The organism is Micromonospora sp. NPDC005087 (assembly GCF_042872965.1).
Classification (GTDB): Bacteria; Actinomycetota; Actinomycetes; order Mycobacteriales; family Micromonosporaceae; genus Micromonospora.
Genome location: NZ_JBIALB010000021.1, coordinates 63,225 through 77,481, shown reverse-complemented (window position 1 = coordinate 77,481; position 14,257 = coordinate 63,225). Strand labels below are relative to the sequence as shown.

The 14,257-nt window shown below is 69.1% G+C and carries 16 protein-coding genes and 6 pseudogenes; 16 read left to right on the top strand and 6 right to left on the bottom strand.

Going from position 1 to position 14,257, the window contains the following annotated elements; translation table 11 throughout:
• Positions 1-34 precede the first annotated feature (34 nt).
• Positions 35-610, bottom strand: a complete 576-nt coding sequence (locus tag ACFYPS_RS31630; protein ID WP_387329257.1) for a hypothetical protein — start codon at positions 608-610, stop codon at positions 35-37.
• Positions 611-994: 384 nt separating this feature from the next.
• Here ACFYPS_RS31630 and ACFYPS_RS31625 point away from each other — a divergent pair, with 384 nt between their 5' ends.
• Entirely contained in the window at positions 995-1,240 is a 246-nt protein-coding gene (locus ACFYPS_RS31625) for a hypothetical protein (protein WP_354967876.1), read from the top strand.
• A gap of 100 nt (positions 1,241-1,340) precedes the next feature.
• Positions 1,341-1,916: pseudogene (locus ACFYPS_RS31620) on the top strand (IS6 family transposase); the annotation flags it as partial.
• Between the two features lie 401 nt (positions 1,917-2,317).
• Here the strand turns inward: ACFYPS_RS31620 and ACFYPS_RS31615 are convergent.
• The 3 genes and pseudogenes from ACFYPS_RS31615 to ACFYPS_RS31605 all read right to left on the bottom strand — a co-directional run bounded on the left by ACFYPS_RS31615 (position 2,318) and on the right by ACFYPS_RS31605 (position 3,547).
• Complete coding sequence (locus ACFYPS_RS31615; protein WP_354967877.1) at positions 2,318-2,746, bottom strand: hypothetical protein; 429 nt, start codon at positions 2,744-2,746, stop codon at positions 2,318-2,320.
• Positions 2,704-2,865 (bottom strand): annotated as a pseudogene (locus ACFYPS_RS31610) (nucleotidyl transferase AbiEii/AbiGii toxin family protein); the annotation flags it as partial. The gene ACFYPS_RS31615 and the pseudogene ACFYPS_RS31610, both read right to left, overlap by 43 nt.
• Positions 2,866-3,277: 412 nt before the next feature.
• Positions 3,278-3,547 (bottom strand): hypothetical protein, encoded by a 270-nt coding sequence (locus tag ACFYPS_RS31605; protein WP_354967878.1) that lies wholly within the window; start codon positions 3,545-3,547, stop codon positions 3,278-3,280.
• Positions 3,548-3,739: 192 nt separating this feature from the next.
• Between ACFYPS_RS31605 and ACFYPS_RS31600 the strand changes: the two genes are divergently transcribed.
• The 4 genes and pseudogenes from ACFYPS_RS31600 (at position 3,740) to ACFYPS_RS31585 (ending at position 6,100) form a co-directional block, all read left to right on the top strand.
• Positions 3,740-3,943 carry a hypothetical protein gene (locus tag ACFYPS_RS31600; protein ID WP_354967879.1) on the top strand — a complete coding sequence of 68 codons (204 nt, stop codon included), beginning with the start codon at positions 3,740-3,742 and terminating at the stop codon, positions 3,941-3,943.
• Positions 3,944-4,198: 255 nt separating this feature from the next.
• Positions 4,199-4,488 (top strand): annotated as a pseudogene (locus ACFYPS_RS31595) (hypothetical protein); the annotation flags it as partial.
• 273 nt (positions 4,489-4,761) lie between these two features.
• Complete coding sequence (locus tag ACFYPS_RS31590) at positions 4,762-4,923, top strand: hypothetical protein (protein WP_354967880.1); 162 nt, start codon at positions 4,762-4,764, stop codon at positions 4,921-4,923.
• A 475-nt stretch (positions 4,924-5,398) separates the two neighbouring features.
• Positions 5,399-6,100 (top strand): hypothetical protein, encoded by a 702-nt coding sequence (locus ACFYPS_RS31585; protein WP_387329252.1) that lies wholly within the window; start codon positions 5,399-5,401, stop codon positions 6,098-6,100.
• A gap of 259 nt (positions 6,101-6,359) precedes the next feature.
• On the opposite strand, the pseudogene ACFYPS_RS31580 reads toward ACFYPS_RS31585, so the two are convergent.
• A pseudogene (locus tag ACFYPS_RS31580) lies at positions 6,360-6,601 on the bottom strand (transposase family protein); the annotation flags it as partial.
• 59 nt (positions 6,602-6,660) lie between these two features.
• Positions 6,661-6,978 (bottom strand): annotated as a pseudogene (locus ACFYPS_RS31575) (transposase); the annotation flags it as partial.
• A gap of 582 nt (positions 6,979-7,560) precedes the next feature.
• Here ACFYPS_RS31575 and ACFYPS_RS31570 point away from each other — a divergent pair.
• From ACFYPS_RS31570 to ACFYPS_RS31525, 10 genes and pseudogenes are all read left to right on the top strand, one after another.
• Positions 7,561-7,986 carry a YbaB/EbfC family DNA-binding protein gene (locus tag ACFYPS_RS31570; protein ID WP_387329249.1) on the top strand — a complete coding sequence of 142 codons (426 nt, stop codon included), beginning with the start codon at positions 7,561-7,563 and terminating at the stop codon, positions 7,984-7,986.
• Positions 7,983-8,306 carry a hypothetical protein gene (locus ACFYPS_RS31565; RefSeq protein WP_354967884.1) on the top strand — a complete coding sequence of 108 codons (324 nt, stop codon included), beginning with the start codon at positions 7,983-7,985 and terminating at the stop codon, positions 8,304-8,306. Before ACFYPS_RS31570 ends, ACFYPS_RS31565 begins: the two co-directional genes overlap by 4 nt.
• Positions 8,307-8,310: 4 nt before the next feature.
• The gene (locus tag ACFYPS_RS31560) at positions 8,311-8,805 is read left to right on the top strand and encodes a hypothetical protein (protein ID WP_354967885.1); all 495 of its coding nucleotides are present in this window, start codon (positions 8,311-8,313) and stop codon (positions 8,803-8,805) included.
• Entirely contained in the window at positions 8,798-9,373 is a 576-nt protein-coding gene (locus ACFYPS_RS31555) for an endonuclease (RefSeq protein WP_354967886.1), read from the top strand. The genes ACFYPS_RS31560 and ACFYPS_RS31555 overlap by 8 nt, the downstream gene beginning before the upstream one ends.
• Positions 9,370-9,909, top strand: a complete 540-nt coding sequence (locus tag ACFYPS_RS31550; protein WP_354967887.1) for a hypothetical protein — start codon at positions 9,370-9,372, stop codon at positions 9,907-9,909. Before ACFYPS_RS31555 ends, ACFYPS_RS31550 begins: the two co-directional genes overlap by 4 nt.
• Positions 9,906-10,445 carry an SUKH-4 family immunity protein gene (locus ACFYPS_RS31545; protein ID WP_387329246.1) on the top strand — a complete coding sequence of 180 codons (540 nt, stop codon included), beginning with the start codon at positions 9,906-9,908 and terminating at the stop codon, positions 10,443-10,445. Before ACFYPS_RS31550 ends, ACFYPS_RS31545 begins: the two co-directional genes overlap by 4 nt.
• A 914-nt stretch (positions 10,446-11,359) precedes the next feature.
• A pseudogene (locus ACFYPS_RS31540) lies at positions 11,360-11,659 on the top strand (IS701 family transposase); the annotation flags it as partial.
• 112 nt (positions 11,660-11,771) lie between these two features.
• Positions 11,772-12,455 carry a GntR family transcriptional regulator gene (locus ACFYPS_RS31535; RefSeq protein WP_387329244.1) on the top strand — a complete coding sequence of 228 codons (684 nt, stop codon included), beginning with the start codon at positions 11,772-11,774 and terminating at the stop codon, positions 12,453-12,455.
• Positions 12,452-13,156: a 4-carboxy-4-hydroxy-2-oxoadipate aldolase/oxaloacetate decarboxylase gene (locus tag ACFYPS_RS31530; protein WP_354967890.1), complete on the top strand. Its 705-nt coding sequence runs from the start codon at positions 12,452-12,454 to the stop codon at positions 13,154-13,156. Before ACFYPS_RS31535 ends, ACFYPS_RS31530 begins: the two co-directional genes overlap by 4 nt.
• On the top strand, positions 13,153-14,232 hold the full coding sequence (locus tag ACFYPS_RS31525; protein WP_387329241.1) for a 4-oxalomesaconate tautomerase: 1,080 nt from the start codon (positions 13,153-13,155) through the stop codon (positions 14,230-14,232). Before ACFYPS_RS31530 ends, ACFYPS_RS31525 begins: the two co-directional genes overlap by 4 nt.
• Positions 14,233-14,257 lie beyond the last annotated feature (25 nt).

Sequence of the window (14,257 nt, the reverse complement as noted above, 5' to 3'; positions counted from 1 at the left end):
TCGATGGCTCCACGCCCACATCCAGCGCTGTCCGCTATGGACGCAATGCCCGTGTCATCCGCAACCCGCTGCACGGCCTTGTTGAGATCACCTCATTGCCGACGCCGAGCAGTGCCAGGGCGCCAACCGTCAGCCAGAACCCGACGGCCGGTACGGCGGACATGGCCTCGTCGAAGGGTGGCGGATCAAAGCGACGCAGTACGCCCCGCAGGCCGAGCGCAAGCGCCACCGCCGCGACGAACGCCGCTACCGCCGACACCACCAGGCGGGAACTGACACTGGCCAGGATCCGGGCAAGCACGCCGGCCGCGACACCCAGCGCGGCGACCATGAAGAGCGGTTGCCCCGGCAGGTAGATGGGCTCTTCGGGACCGATCTGCGGCGCCTCGTTCGGCACCTCCTGCATGACGTACTGACCAAGATTGCCATCCCAGAGCAGCGTCTCCAGGTGAACCTGACCCCCGCCACCGACGGTCAATCCCCAACCAGTCCAGGTCACCGCCACACGCCACTCCTCGGCCTCACCCTTCAGCTCCGCGAACGGCAGGGCGAACAGGAGAGCGACAGCAGCGAACGCCAGCGGACTCAAATTCGTTCGGATCCAGTCCATGGCCACCTCCTCGACTGATCGACAACGGCAGGATGGGGCACGCGCATCACCCCCCGATCGCGCTCAGATCTCGGTTGCCTTCGCACCCGTTCTCGCGCTCGGTTCGGCCGGATCTGTACCCGATGATCTTTAGATAACAATCCTGGCCCCTTGCGCCCGAACCGGGTGCGGACCGACCAGCGCACCTCCGACCCCTCGCGCCAGTTCACAAGTCGCGCGCCGGCAAGAAACTGAGCCGTACCTCCCGGACATCACCCGGGCGATCCGCCAGACCCTCCCACAGGGGGTGATCCCCGACGGGAAGCTAATCGTGTGGGAGCGGGGGCGGACCAGCTTCGCCCGGCTGCAGCGCCGGATCACCGCCGGCCCGGAGCCTGCTGATGTATGGCGCGGGAACACCCGGCGCAGTACATCCTATGGAATCTGCTCGCCGACGCTGGCGGCCAGGTCGTGGTCAACGCGCCGCTGTTCGAGCGACGGGCCCGGCTGGCGGAGCTGTTCGAGGATGCGCCCGCGCAGCTGACCCTCAGGCCGCAGACCACCGACATGGACGAGGTCGGGGAGTGGCTGACCACCTACACCGCGGCCGGGATCGGGGGTGTGGAGTTGTGCCCCCGATGGGACCCCTGATCGACGGGATGGGGTCTGTTGCGTTGCCCGTGTCGAGAGATCGAGGCAGGCTTGACGGGTTCCGCGGTCGAGTCGTCATCGTCCCTGGTCGCCGCCGAAGTCGGCGTTCACCGGGTTCCGGTTCCCCGCAGAGGTGATCGTCGTCGCGGTCCGCTGGTACCTGCGTTACAACCTCTCCTACCGTGACGTGGAGGAGGTCCTGGCTGAGCGCGGTGTCGAGATTGACCACGTCACCGTGTTCCGGTGGGTGCAGCGGTTCACCCCGCTGTTGGCCGACGCCGCCTGGTTCGCTCGCTACGCCCCGGGTGATCGGTGGTTCGTCGACGAGACGTATGTGAAGGTCAACGGGGTGTGGCGGTACGTCTACCGGGCGGTCGACCAGCACGGTCAGGTCATCGACGTGCCCGTCTCGGCCCGCCGTGACGCCGCCGCGGCCCGGCGGTTCTTCCAGAAGGCCCTGCGGGTGCTGAAGGTGACGCCTACCGAGGTGGTCACCGACGCCGCGCCGGTCTACCCCGCCGTCTTCGACGACCTGATCTCCTCGGCCTGGCACCATGTCGAGCGGCACGCGAACAATCCGATCGAGGCCGATCACAGTCAGCTCAAGCACCGGTTACGACCGATGCGCGGGCTCCAAACGTCGACTCTGGCCGCGAAGTCCCTGGCCATTCTCGCTGCGATTCAGGCGGCCGTACCCACGGCCTGAACCACCGTTGGCCGGCAGTAGTCAGGTGAGCGGGAGCCTGTTCCCGGGGTTCAGCTCGATCGGTGCTGGGGACCAGGGCAGGATCCGCGGTCGCGGCGGGCGTGAAGCCGGTACGGTGCAAGGCGTACGCCGCGAAACCGATCCGCTGAAACGCCGGCGGCTGACGTTTGGACGGAAGGGCCGGGGTCGTTGCCCTTGGCGGTCGACTGCCTCGAGCGGCTCGGGAGCGGCGGTCCTTCGGACCCCGACCTTCCGCGCGGTGAAGAGTATCGGCGCCCACTGATCCTCGGGCGCCGCTTATGGCGGATTTAATCCGCAAATAAGCCGTCGATTAGCCATACGCACTTGCTCACGGAGGGGGTGCGGGTCGGTCAGTTCGCCGACGTCGATGCCGCCGGGGTCGAGGGCAGCGGGGTGGCGGGCAGGTTGTTCGGCCGGCCGAGGATGCCGTTGATGAACGACAACTTGCGCAGCTCGGCGAACGCCGTGTCTTCCTTGTTGTCACCGGTCCGCCGAGTCACCGAGCTGCGCTCGGTGTCGGCACCGGTGCGGTGGAAGGCGTCCTCGCAGGTCGGCTCCGTCGGCAGCGTGATTCCGGAGTCCTCCAACGCCTGGCGTGCCTTCTCGCCCTGGCGGTAGACCGCGCCGATGGCGTCGAGCCGGTCCTGGTTCTGGTCCTGGTCGAGGATGTCGTCGAGTCCGCCGCTGGAGAGCACGGCGCCGCCGAGCAGCAGCACCAGGCAGACAGCGGCGGCGTGACGGCGTCCACTGCTGCGGCGAACTCGCCACGTCGCTCCCACGCAGTGAACAGGTCAACGTCCTCGCTCGGGCGGTCCAGGATGCCGTGGGCCTGCACGGCGTACCCGCCGGCCAACGCGAACCCGTAGCGGGCAGCGACCCGCAGCCCGATCTCCGCCAGGCGGAGGTGAACCGGCCAGCGCCTGGGGCGGCGTGGTCAGCTCAGGGAAGCGTGCCTGCCATACGCCCGCAGCCGGGCCGGGGGCCACAAGCTTGACCACAAGCGGCGCAGCGTCGGACCGTGCAGCCACCGGCACAGGTCCGTGGCCGAATTGGCCTGGTTCAGCACCGTCTGGTATATCAGCTGCAGATCGCCGGCCCGGAGTACCCGTGGGGTGAGAAGGAGTTGGCGCCGGGCCGGTGCGTTCGTGGCTGGATCACCTTCCCGGTACCCGCGAAGAAGCGGCCGGTCTTTGTGGAGTACGCGGCAGAGAGCGAGACTGTGCCGCCGCGCTGGCGGGTGAAGTAGCCCGAACAGAAGGAAGCGCTCCCACCGGCCGGAGCCAGCGGGGGCGCTTCGTCTTGCGGGGAGATCAGGGGCGGCCGAGGTCCGGCCGAGCGGTGTGCTTCGCCCAGTAGCCGGCCACGAACGCGCAGACGCCGGTCACGACCAGGCCGACGACACCGACCAGCGGCAGCGGCACGTCCGGCGCGGCGCCGCTGTTGAACCACAGCCCGTCGATCGCCCACAGCACGGCCGAGGTGATGACGGCCGCGCTGCCGCCGGCGCCGACCGTCGCGGCCTTCACCTTCGACTCGATCGGTCGGGGCGACGGCGCCGGCGCGGGGTTGAGCTCGGACATGTCTGCATCCCTGGAAGGTTTGCGAATGATCGCCGCGCCGGGGGTGTAACGGCGCGCAAACGGGCAGCGCCTGTAAGGCTGGAAGGCCGAGGTGCGCGACCTTTCGACCGAGCGGGACCGCTCGATCCCTTGAGTCCCGCCCGGATGACAGCCGAACAGCGCAGCACCACGCGCCAGCGGAGGCATTGCACGATGGCTGACTCGACATCGCACAACCCCCCGCCGCGCTGGCCCGGCCGAAACGGGGTGGCGGCACCTCCGGCATGGAACCTGCCGACCCAGCCTCTTCGGCCGCAGCCGCAGCGCTCCGGTGAGCGGTGGCCGTACGTCATGTTCGGCGGAGTCACCCTGCTGCTCGGTGCCCTTGCCACGCTGGTTGTTGTCCTGGCCAGATGAACCCGTCCGGGGTGAGCACCTAGCCACGGAAGGGTTGGCCCTGGCTGCATCCCGGGTAGGTGTAGCCCATGGATTCGGGTATGGAGAACTGGCTGGCAATCGCCGGCAGGCATCGTCAATGCGATGACGATGCTCGGCGGTGCCGCGACTGTCAGGCGTACTGGCCCTGCGCGTACCGGCTGCGCGCCGATCACGAGCTGAGCGGCGCGCCGAGGCTCGCCACCTCGGCTCCGGCAGGCTAGGTACGGTCGTCGGATGGTGCATGTGCCGTCACTGCCCGCCCGGGACCGGCTGGTGCTCGCGGAGCTGTCCGGCGTCGCCGGCCGGTGGTCACGGCACCGACCGGGGGAAGCCCCGCGCCGACGCCATCGCCGCAGTGCACGCGGTCACTCGCGACCCCAGGCTGCTCGGCATCCAGGCGGGCGTCGCGATGGCTGATCCGCAGGGCATCGGCGGACCGACCGTGGAGCTGCTGCGCGCGGCCGGCGCCGACATGGAGATCGCCGAGAAACCACGCTGCTGAGGTCCGGGCGCGGATGGAGCGCTAGGGCGTGTTTCAGAAGTGCTGGCCGGCCTGCGCCGGGCCCAGCCGCCGCCCGGCAGCGTTGTCGCGGTGTCCGGATACAACACCGGTATCCGGACACCGCTCCGCCTTGCCGAACGACGCCTGGACTCCGGCTCGGCTCGACCGACACTTCTGAAACACGCCCTAGGGCACCCGGTGCGCCACGACATACCTGGTTCTCGGGCACACGTGGTCAGCGCCGCTCGACTCAGCCTGGCGTTCGTTCGAGAAACACGGATGGCTGCCTCCACCGATGGCATCACCACACCTCAGCGACGGGCGCCAGTCCACCGCGACGAGCGGCACAGAGCACGTCCTGATCATGGCGCTGATGATCATCACCGTGATCTCCATCGGCGCGTTGCTCTGGATCGTGCTGGCGAGCGGCTCGGAGAGGGCAGCACCGCCTCACTAGCGATCCCGGCGATCGCCACGATCGCGGGTAGCTCGATCGGGGGGATCGTGTTCGTGCTGCGGAGGCGGCCGGGGAGGTCACGCCGCAACTAGCGGGCTGACGGGGATCGGGTGCCGTCTCGGCCCGGTCCCCCGCCTCGCCGCGCCGGTTCGGCTGCTGCGCTCGGCCAGCGCCGACATGGAGATCGCCGCCGAGCACGCCGTCGAGGTGCGGGCGCGGATGGAGCGCCACGGCGCCCGGTACGCCTGATCCGGTTCGCCGGTGTTGGATGAGGCCCCGCAAAACGGCAGTACCTGCGGGGCCTCCGCCGCGAAGATTACGCCTTGGCGTCGACGTCGGACCGCGGCCGGCCTGGCGCCGACCCGGACACCTTCGACTACCTGCCGGCCTGAAGTAACGCGGCGAGGCGCGGCGACGCAGGTGGACTGGGGGCCCCGGGCGGGCCCGGTCCACCTACGGAAGGAAACGCCCCGCGATGCGTCGCCCTGTTGTGCCGATCATTCTGTTGCTGCTGGTCGTAGGCGGGCTCGCAGCCTGTGGCGCCGCGGAGCCGGCCGGGGCGCGGTGGCAGGCGGCGGCGGCCCCCGCTTCGCCGACGGCCAAGCCGGCGCCGCCGCCGCCTCGACCCGCGCCGAAGAACAAGGAGGAGGCGGGCCGGCAGGCGCGGCTCGCGCTCGCGGACCTGTCGACGTTTCGCCAGGAGACTGCGGAGCACACCAGTGAGAACTCCGACGATTGGAGGCTGCGTTCGCTCTGTCGCGACATCCTGCCGTCGGATCGGCTCGCCTCCGCTGGTCGCGAACGCCGCTGGGTGAAGTCGCCGATCTGGATCCGCCAGCACGTCGTCGGCTACCTGACCGTGCCCGGCCGCAAGCTGATCGGTGAGCTGCGAACGGTGTTGCAGACGTGCCGGTCGTATCGGACTGGCGAAGGCCGGACCGCGACGATCGTGCCATGGAGCCCGGCCGGGGTACCGGCGAATCCGGACGTGGTGACCTTCTGCGAGCGCCAGCAGACGGACGACGGCCCTCTCAGCCAGTGCACGATCATGATGGCGCGCGGTTCCTACGTGCTCAACCTGGACGCCTCCGACGGCGACGGGGACCTCAAGAAGTCCCAGGCGATGGTCGCCAAGCTCTATCCCCTCGTCACCGAGGCGTTCGTCAAGGCCACCTGACCTGGAGACCGCGTTGAACGAGGACGTCGTTTCTTGCGTCCAGTCCCGTCGTTCGGTGTCGCGGTCGTCACGGCACCCTCCTCACAGGCACAACGCCTGGCGGGTCAGGCCGGAAAAACCGTTAGATCCACAGGGCCGGCGGAGCCGACACTTGCATGTGGGCGCAGATTGGGAGCAGGTCGGAGAAGTGGTCACCGCAGCCGAAGTGCTCACCGCAGTCGGACGCGGAACAGCGCGCTGACCTACGGTGATGCGGGGGAGCGGAGTGCGACACGCCGAACAGCGGACCGATCTGGCGCATCGTCAGGTTCGTACGCCAGTAGGCGGTCACCAGCAGCACCCGGTCGGCGAGGTCGAGTGCCCATTGCCAGCCCGGTCGGCCGTAGGCGATGCCTTGACCACAACCTCGGCGACCAGCCGGACTAGCTTGCGGAACTGGGCGGGCTGCAGCCCGGTGAACGGGAATATCCAGTCAGGGTGGGCTGCGGTGATCACCTGCATCCCGGCATCCTGCCCGATCGTCCTCAGCGGACAGACGCGGGGTTACGAGACATCCCTTAGGTGGCGGCAAGCTGCCGGGCCACCCCCGCCGAGGGACACCCTTCTTCAGGAAGCCGGTGTGTCGACGATCAGCACACCCCGCGGGTCGCCCAGGTGCTCGACCAGGTAGTCCCGCACGTCATCGCGGACCGCCTCGACATCCCAGTCCGCCCACCGCAGCAACCGCTGCATCCCATCCGGTGACACCTCACCCGCCCGCTCGGCGAGGATCCAGCCGTTCTTGCGCTAGAGCCCGGCGGCCACCCGCACAGGTACTGGCGCACCCGAGCCCGCAGTTCCGCACGCCGGAACCGGCCTGCGATCCGCGCGTGCGCCAGCCACCGTCGGGCGACCTTCTATGGTGACCGAGACGCACGCGACGACATCAGATGGCGTCGGTTGAAGCGTGACGGCAGGCGAGATCGACATTCACCCCGACGAGGTCACTGGTTCGATCTCAGTATCGCCCGCCGTAGTATGTGCAGGTCAGAAGCCCGTTGCCGGAGTAGCCGGTAACGGGCTTCGCCGTATTTGCGGCTTGTCTTTGGAGCAGAGGGGGAGCAGGGGACGTTGGGCCCCACTGTCTCCTGCTTCCGAACACCGGCGCTGCCTGGGGCGCTGAGACAACTGGCCCGGCTGCGCCCAGTCGTGGCGCGGGGCTGCCGCCAGCGTGGGCAAACCCGCCAGAGGCGTAGGCGGCTTCAACCTTGTCATGGGCTGGCGGAGCGGTAATGCCGAAGCAGGACCACCGCAAGGGCGATCAAACAACGCGTCGGCCCCGAGCCGTCAAGCTGCGGCGGACGCTTCGCCGGAGTCGGTCACGCGCGATCCGTAGCGATGCGGTACGACTTCTGTCTCGCCTGAGCGGGCATCGACAAAGGACGACTCGGTTGTATTCTCCGGTCAAACGGGGAGGACGCATGCCAATGAATCAATCGGCGGGCGGAGAGTTCGCCCGCATGCTGGACGCGACGGTCGGTGCGCTGCGGGTTGCCAGTCCTGAGCCGGAGGATGAGGAGACCGCGCGCCGCCGGCGGACCGGCGGATCGGCGAACGGGCTGGTGCAGGCCGAGTTCGGCCCGAACGGCGGGTTGGCGGCGCTGAGCCGGGACCGGCGGCTGATGCGGCTGGGCTCCGGGCAGGTCGGCGACCACGTCATCCAGGCGGTGAACGCGGGGATCGACGCGATGCGCGGAGCCGCCGCGCCGGTGCCGGCGGCCGGGGATCTGTCGCAGCTCACCGAGCAGTTGCAGGAAATTCGGGACACGGCGGTACCGCGGCTGGGCGCGTTCGTGCAGGCGCTAACCGACGCGCAGACGCGGATGCCGCGGGGAGGCTCGCGGTGAGCGGCTTCGAGGTCGATCCGGCGTTGCTGCGGTCCGGCGGGGACGCCGTGATCGGCGTCGCCCAGGGGTTCATTGGTGAGCTGGAGAGTTTCGAGTCGCAGATGCAGGGGTTCGGCGAGCCGTGGGGCGCTGACGACATCGGGTCGTTGATCGGCGTCGCGTACACCGCGGTCGCGGCCTGGGTGCTCGACTGCATCGGCGAGGCGGCCGAGGAGATCGGATCGGCGGGCAGTGACCTGACGCTGATGGCCGACAACTACGAGGCCGCCGAGCAGGACACGGCCGGCATGATCCAGGCCCTCCACGGACAGCTGGGCTGACGGCATGGGACTCCAGTTGCCGGGTGAGCTGATCACCGCGTTGGGTTGGATCGGGTACACATGGCCCGAGGCCGACGAGGAGAAGCTCTTCGAGATGGGCCAGGCTTGGATCGAGTTCGGCGGCACCGTCGCAACCACCGCGGGCCAAGCGGGGTCGGCCGCGACCGCAGTCTGGTCGCAGCACAGCGGTGAGTCGTTGCAGGCGTTCCAGAGGTGGTGGACGGACGCCGAGAGCGGGCCGGGCACGCTGCCGGACTACGCCCAGGCGGCGATGCTGGTGGGCACCGGTCTGATCATCTGTGCGGCGATTGTGCTGGCCCTGAAGATCCAGGTGATCGTGCAACTCGCGATTCTGGCGTTCCAGGTGGCGCAGGCCATCGCGACCGCGGTCGCCACCTTCGGTGCGTCACTCGCCGAGATCCCGATCTTCCAGATGATCACGCGGGAGATCGTCGGCCTGCTGATCGACCAGGTCCTCTCGGAGCTGATGGATGCCTAGCCCCAAGCCGAAGGGCTCGAAGTCACGCGGCGGCGTGCCGAAGGCGAAGGTCGGCAAGCTGGTCGGCAAGGCGGTCGAGGCCGCCGCCAAGAAGCCGAAGAAGCGGATTCCCGCGCCGCCGGTGACCCGCAACAACGACCTGCCTGAATTCGTCCTCAAGATCAAGCGCAAGCCGTCGTACAAGAAGGGACCCTTCGACCGCAAGGTCAACGCGCTGAAGAAGCTCAGTGACGAGGGCAAGCTGTTCAAGCAGGCAAACCCCCTCGACAAGGACCCTGAGCTCACCAAGGCGTACCGCGAACGCATCCGGCAAGCGATTTTCGCCAAGTACTGGCCGCCGGGCGGCAAAGCCACCGAGGAGGGCAAAGCCATGGCGAACAAGCTTCTCGCCCGCCTGCGCCGGCTCGACGCCGATCATGTCTGGGATCCGCAACTGGGCGGTCCGGACACCGTCGATAATCTGAGGCTTCTGGACTCCCATACGAACCAGGACATGGGCTGGGAGATCTGGCAGGAGATCCAGAAGCTGCCGGACGGAACGCCGATCCGAATAGAGGTGATTCCTTGAACCCCGACCTGCGGGAACTCATCGTGGAGTTGCGCGCCGATCTGGAGGCAGACCAGCCCGCGACCTTGCTGTGGGCGCAGATCGGCCAGGGCGCGCCAGCCCACACGATCCCCGCCGAGGTGCCGCAGCCGGTCCGCGAGCTGCTAGAGGTCGCCGACGGCGTCCGGGCCGGCGACTTCGAACTGTGGGGCACCGCCGACGTCGACTACCGGCGGGGCATGCTCGGCAGCATGCCTGAGTTCACCGGCGTGGCCGAGGAGCCCGCCGAGTGGTACTACCTGGGTGACCTGGCCCGGGAGCCGCTGCTGCTGCGGCGCGACACCGGGGCGATCTGGTGGTTCCCGCGGACCAGCGGCGACCCCTTCTACGCCCGGGAGGAGTTCGAGGAGCTGATGCCGAACCTCGAGTACTTTCTCGCCGGCTACGTGTTCGGCCCCCTGTACGTCGATGTCGCACCCGACGACGAGTGGTGGGAGTTCCTCGACGAGCACGGGCTGACCGCCGAAGACGAGGACGACGAGGAGCCGGACGATTGACCGCCACGTACGAGCAGCTCGTCGGCCTGTGGGGCGCCGACGGCGTGCTGCATTTTCCGGTCGACAGGTTCGATGACGTCCTCGGCCCGATCCGGCCGGAGATCTTCCCGCCCAACGGCGCCTTCCCGATGGACGTACCGATCCTGTTCACTGTCGACGTCGCCGTCGAAGGCATGGAGCTGTTCTCAAAGCTGCGCATCGAGATCGGCGACGCCGGGCCGCGCACCTACCTCGTGCTGGGCAGTTCCCCCGAGGACGGCCACCTGCTGTTCTGCCTGGACACGCTGACCGGCAGCGTCGCGCTGCTGGACCTGGAGTCGCCGAACTTCGAGCAGGTCAACGGGACGTTCGCGGCGTTCGTCGAGTTCCTGTACCGCCTCGGGCAATTGATGGAGAACGACCCGGGCGGCCGGGAGCGCGCGGCCCGCGCCGCCGCGATCCGCGCCGACCTGATGAGGGTGGACCCGTCCGCGTTCACCGACCCGGAGTCGTGGTGGAGTATGGCCTTCGGCCAACTGGAGTCCACTGGCCAGTGACGGTCCGCGTAGCATCGGGGGCCCTCGGGGACCTGGTCGACGGGCGCGGCGAGCATCGGCACCACCGGCCGGCGCAACACCGGACCGGTGGCCCGGTGCCGGGTAGGACTCACTGCCCGCCCAGGTTGTGAACGCTCCTCATCTTCACCCCCAAGGTCATCGTGCAAGACCGCCGGCGCGGCGCGGGCGAAGATCCGCATCAACGAATGCCCGTGCTGGTGTGCGGACACCGTGCGGGGGAGGATCGCGGGCGTGCTGATCACTCCCGTCCCCGGCATTATCGTGAATGAGCAACGGCCCCCTCGACGACACACCGTAAGTCAGTCGCCCCTTGGAAGTCTGCATCCCGCCCCGGGGTCTCGCCGGGCGACAGTGGTCCGAAGATCATGTGTCGGTGTTAACCAACGCCTGGGCAAGGTCGTCACCGATCCTCGGGTGCCTCCGCTCGGTGGCGGCCATCGCCCGCTGCCGCGCCCGTCTCCCGCGAAGACGCCACCGCACCGCCCTCGACAGCCCTAGAAGCTTGTCCCAGACCGTGTCATCGGCGACCAAGCGGCGCAGCGTGCCGTCGTCCTGTGGTACTGGTACCACTCGAGACCGGACGCATCTGTAGAGCTCATGGTGAGTCGGATCGGTTCCCGGTGTCTGGCCTCTCGCCCGGGCGTTGCATCGGCCCGCCGACGTAACGCAGCTGTGCGCCGGCCCACCCCTCGCGGTGGCCACCTCGAAGACGACCACCTCCGGCGGCCCGCCCTCAACCGGAGGCTCCTGCCGCGGTTCGACCCCGCTCCACTCGCTCCCCACCGTCCGGTTCCTTCTCGTGAATGAGATTGAGGTCCGGGTGAGTGACCCGGACGGCCTCACAAACCCGCAACTCGTGGAGGAGGGAGAACGCGCGCCGGCCCGGCGAGGCGTCCGGACTCGGCCTGGACCAGCACCAGAAGCGCCGCTGGACCTCCTGGCACCGCTGGACCACCCTCGCGATCCTCGCCCACGCCTTCCTCGCCGCCGCGACCGCCGGCCACCGCCACCGCTACCACCCGGTCGGGCTGATCCCGCTGACCGTCAACGAGCTACGCCACCTGTTCAACATCCTGATCATCGAACGCGCCCGCCGCCGCTACGACCCGCTGCTCTGGTCCATCCGCCGGCGCCGTCACCAAGCGCGAGCCAAGGCCAGCCACTACACCCGACAAGCCCTCATCGAGCCATGATCACGATCCCCGGCTGGAGTACTAGCCGGTGGAGTGCGGTGTTTCAACAAAAGAGTTGACAATCCTGTCGCCAACCTCCTAGCGTCGACGCAGGATCTGCTGGGGGAGGGCCGTGGAGACGACTGTCAGCGGCGAGACCGCCGGCCGGCAGGCGGCCCAGGTGTGGTTGCGCGAAGCGATCACGAGCGGCGAGCTGGTCCCGGGTCAGCGGCTAATCGAGGCTGACCTCGTGAGCCTGCTCGGTGCCTCCGGCAATGCCGTCCGGCTCGCCCTGGACTCCCTGGTGGCCGAAGGGTTGGTCGAGCGGATCCCCAATCGGGGCGCCCGTGTGCGCACGGTTTCTGCCGCAAAGGCGGTGGCGATCACCGAGTGTCGGATGGCGCTTGAGGGCCTGGCCGTGGCGAAGGCCGCGCAGCACGCCACGGACGCTGAGGTAGCCGAACGGCGCGCCCATGTCGGCCCGATGCGAGAGGCCGTGCAGGCGGGCGAACTGATGCGCAACTCGGCGCTCATCCAGGAGTTGCACCGGCTGATCCGTCAGGCCGTGCGCCAGCCCACGGCGGCCGCGCTCATCGAGCGCCTCCAGGCGCAGATCGTCCTCCACCAGTTCCGGCTGTCGCTGCGGCCCGGGCGGCCGCAGGTCTCGCTGGCCGGCCTCACGGCCGTCCTGGAGGCAACCACGGCGGGATCCGGAGTCTGCGGAGGCGGCGGCCCGGATCCACCTGAGCAGCGTGGTCGTCGCCCGGAGCGAGAAGAGCGCCTGATGTTCCTACTGGAGAAGGAGACCCTCGCATGAGGACTGTCGTCGTCACCGATCCACCGCGCGCCGACGTCGGCGACGCGGAGCGTCTGGGCGGGTACGGTGTCGCCACCGTGCACGAGGCGCTGGGCCGTGTCGGTTATCTGAGTCCCGAGTTCCGGCCCGCGTGGCCGGGCGCGCGCGTCGGCGGTACCGCCGTCACCGCCCTGTGCTGGCCCGGGGACAACCTGATGATCCACGTCGCGGTGGAGCAGTGTCGGCCCGGTGACGTTCTGGTGGTCGCGACCAACTCGCCGTCCACCGACGGACTGTTCGGTGAGCTGTTCGCCACCGCCTTGGCCAAGCGCGGTGTCCGTGGAGTGGTGCTCGCCAGCGGTGTGCGCGACGTCGCGGAGCTGCGTGAGATGGGGTTTCCGGCGTGGTCGCGGGCGGTCAGCGCGCAGGGCTCGGTCAAGGCCACGGCCGGCTCGGTGAACGTACCGATCGTCCTCGGAGGGCAGACCGTGCATCCCGGCGACGTGATCGTCGCGGACGACGACGGCGTCATGGTCGTACCCAGGGGCGACGTGCCCCGGGCGCTGACCGCCGCGCAGGCCCGGTTGGACAAGGAGGCCGCCAGCCGCGCCGCCTTCGAGCAGGGCCAGCTGGGCCTGGACCGCTACGGGCTACGCGACAAGCTCAAGGACTTCGGCATCGAGTACGTCTCCTACGACGAGTATGTCCAGGGTGAGCGGTGAGCTACGACGACATCGGGGTGCGCTGCACCATGATGCGCGGCGGCACCTCCCGCGGTCTGTACTTCGAGGCTGCTGACCTGCCGGCCGACCCGGCCGAGCGGGACGATCTGCTGCTGCGGTTGATGGGCACCCCCGATCCGCGCCAGATCGACGGCCTCGGCGGCAGCACCTCGCTCACCAGCAAGGTCGCCGTCGTGAGCCGGTCGGCGAGCCCGGACGCGGACGTCGACTACCTGTTCCTCCAGCTCGGCGTCGACACCGCGACGGTCAACGACCGGCAGAACTGCGGCAACATTCTGGCTGGCGTGGGACCCTTCGCCGTCGAGCGCGGACTGGTTCCGGCTGGACTCCACGAGACCAGCGTGCGGATCCGGATGGTCAACTCCGACAGCGTCGCGGTGGCCACCTTCCCGACGCCAGGTGGCCGTCCCGAGTACCGTGGCGACGTTGCGATCGCTGGGGTTCCCGGCACCGCGGCGCCGATCATTCTCGCCTTCACCGACACGGCGGGGTCAGCGACGGGCAGACTGCTGCCGACCGCCAATGTCCGGGACTCGATCGACGGTATCGACGTGACCTGCGTCGACAACGGCATGCCGCTGGTCGTGGCGCTGGCCGAGTCGTTCGGCCTGACCGGTCAGGAGACGCACGAGCAGTTGGCCGCCGACGCCGCGCTGCTCGAGCGCATCGACGCCATCCGTATCAAAGCCGGTGCACTCATGGGGCTCGGGGACGTGAGCCAGTCCTCTGTACCGAAGACGGCGCTGGTCGCCGCCGCACGCGACGGCGGCCAGGTCTGCACCCGGTCGTTCATCCCCGTCCAGCCGCACACCTCGATCGGCGTGCTGGCCGCGGTCAGCGTCGTCACCGGCATGCTGCTGCCGGGCGCGGTCGGTCACGAGCTCACCGCGGGCTGGCCGGCCGACCGCGCGCAGGTAGATGTGGAGCACCCGACCGGCCACCTGCTCGTGGACGTGACAGTCGACGCCGGGGTCTCCCCACCGCGGGTCGTCCGCTCAGGCGTCGTACGCACTGCCCGCAAGCTCTTCGAGGGCACCGCCTTCCCCCGCGCTTGAGTTTTCCTCCCCACCCGTGATTCCT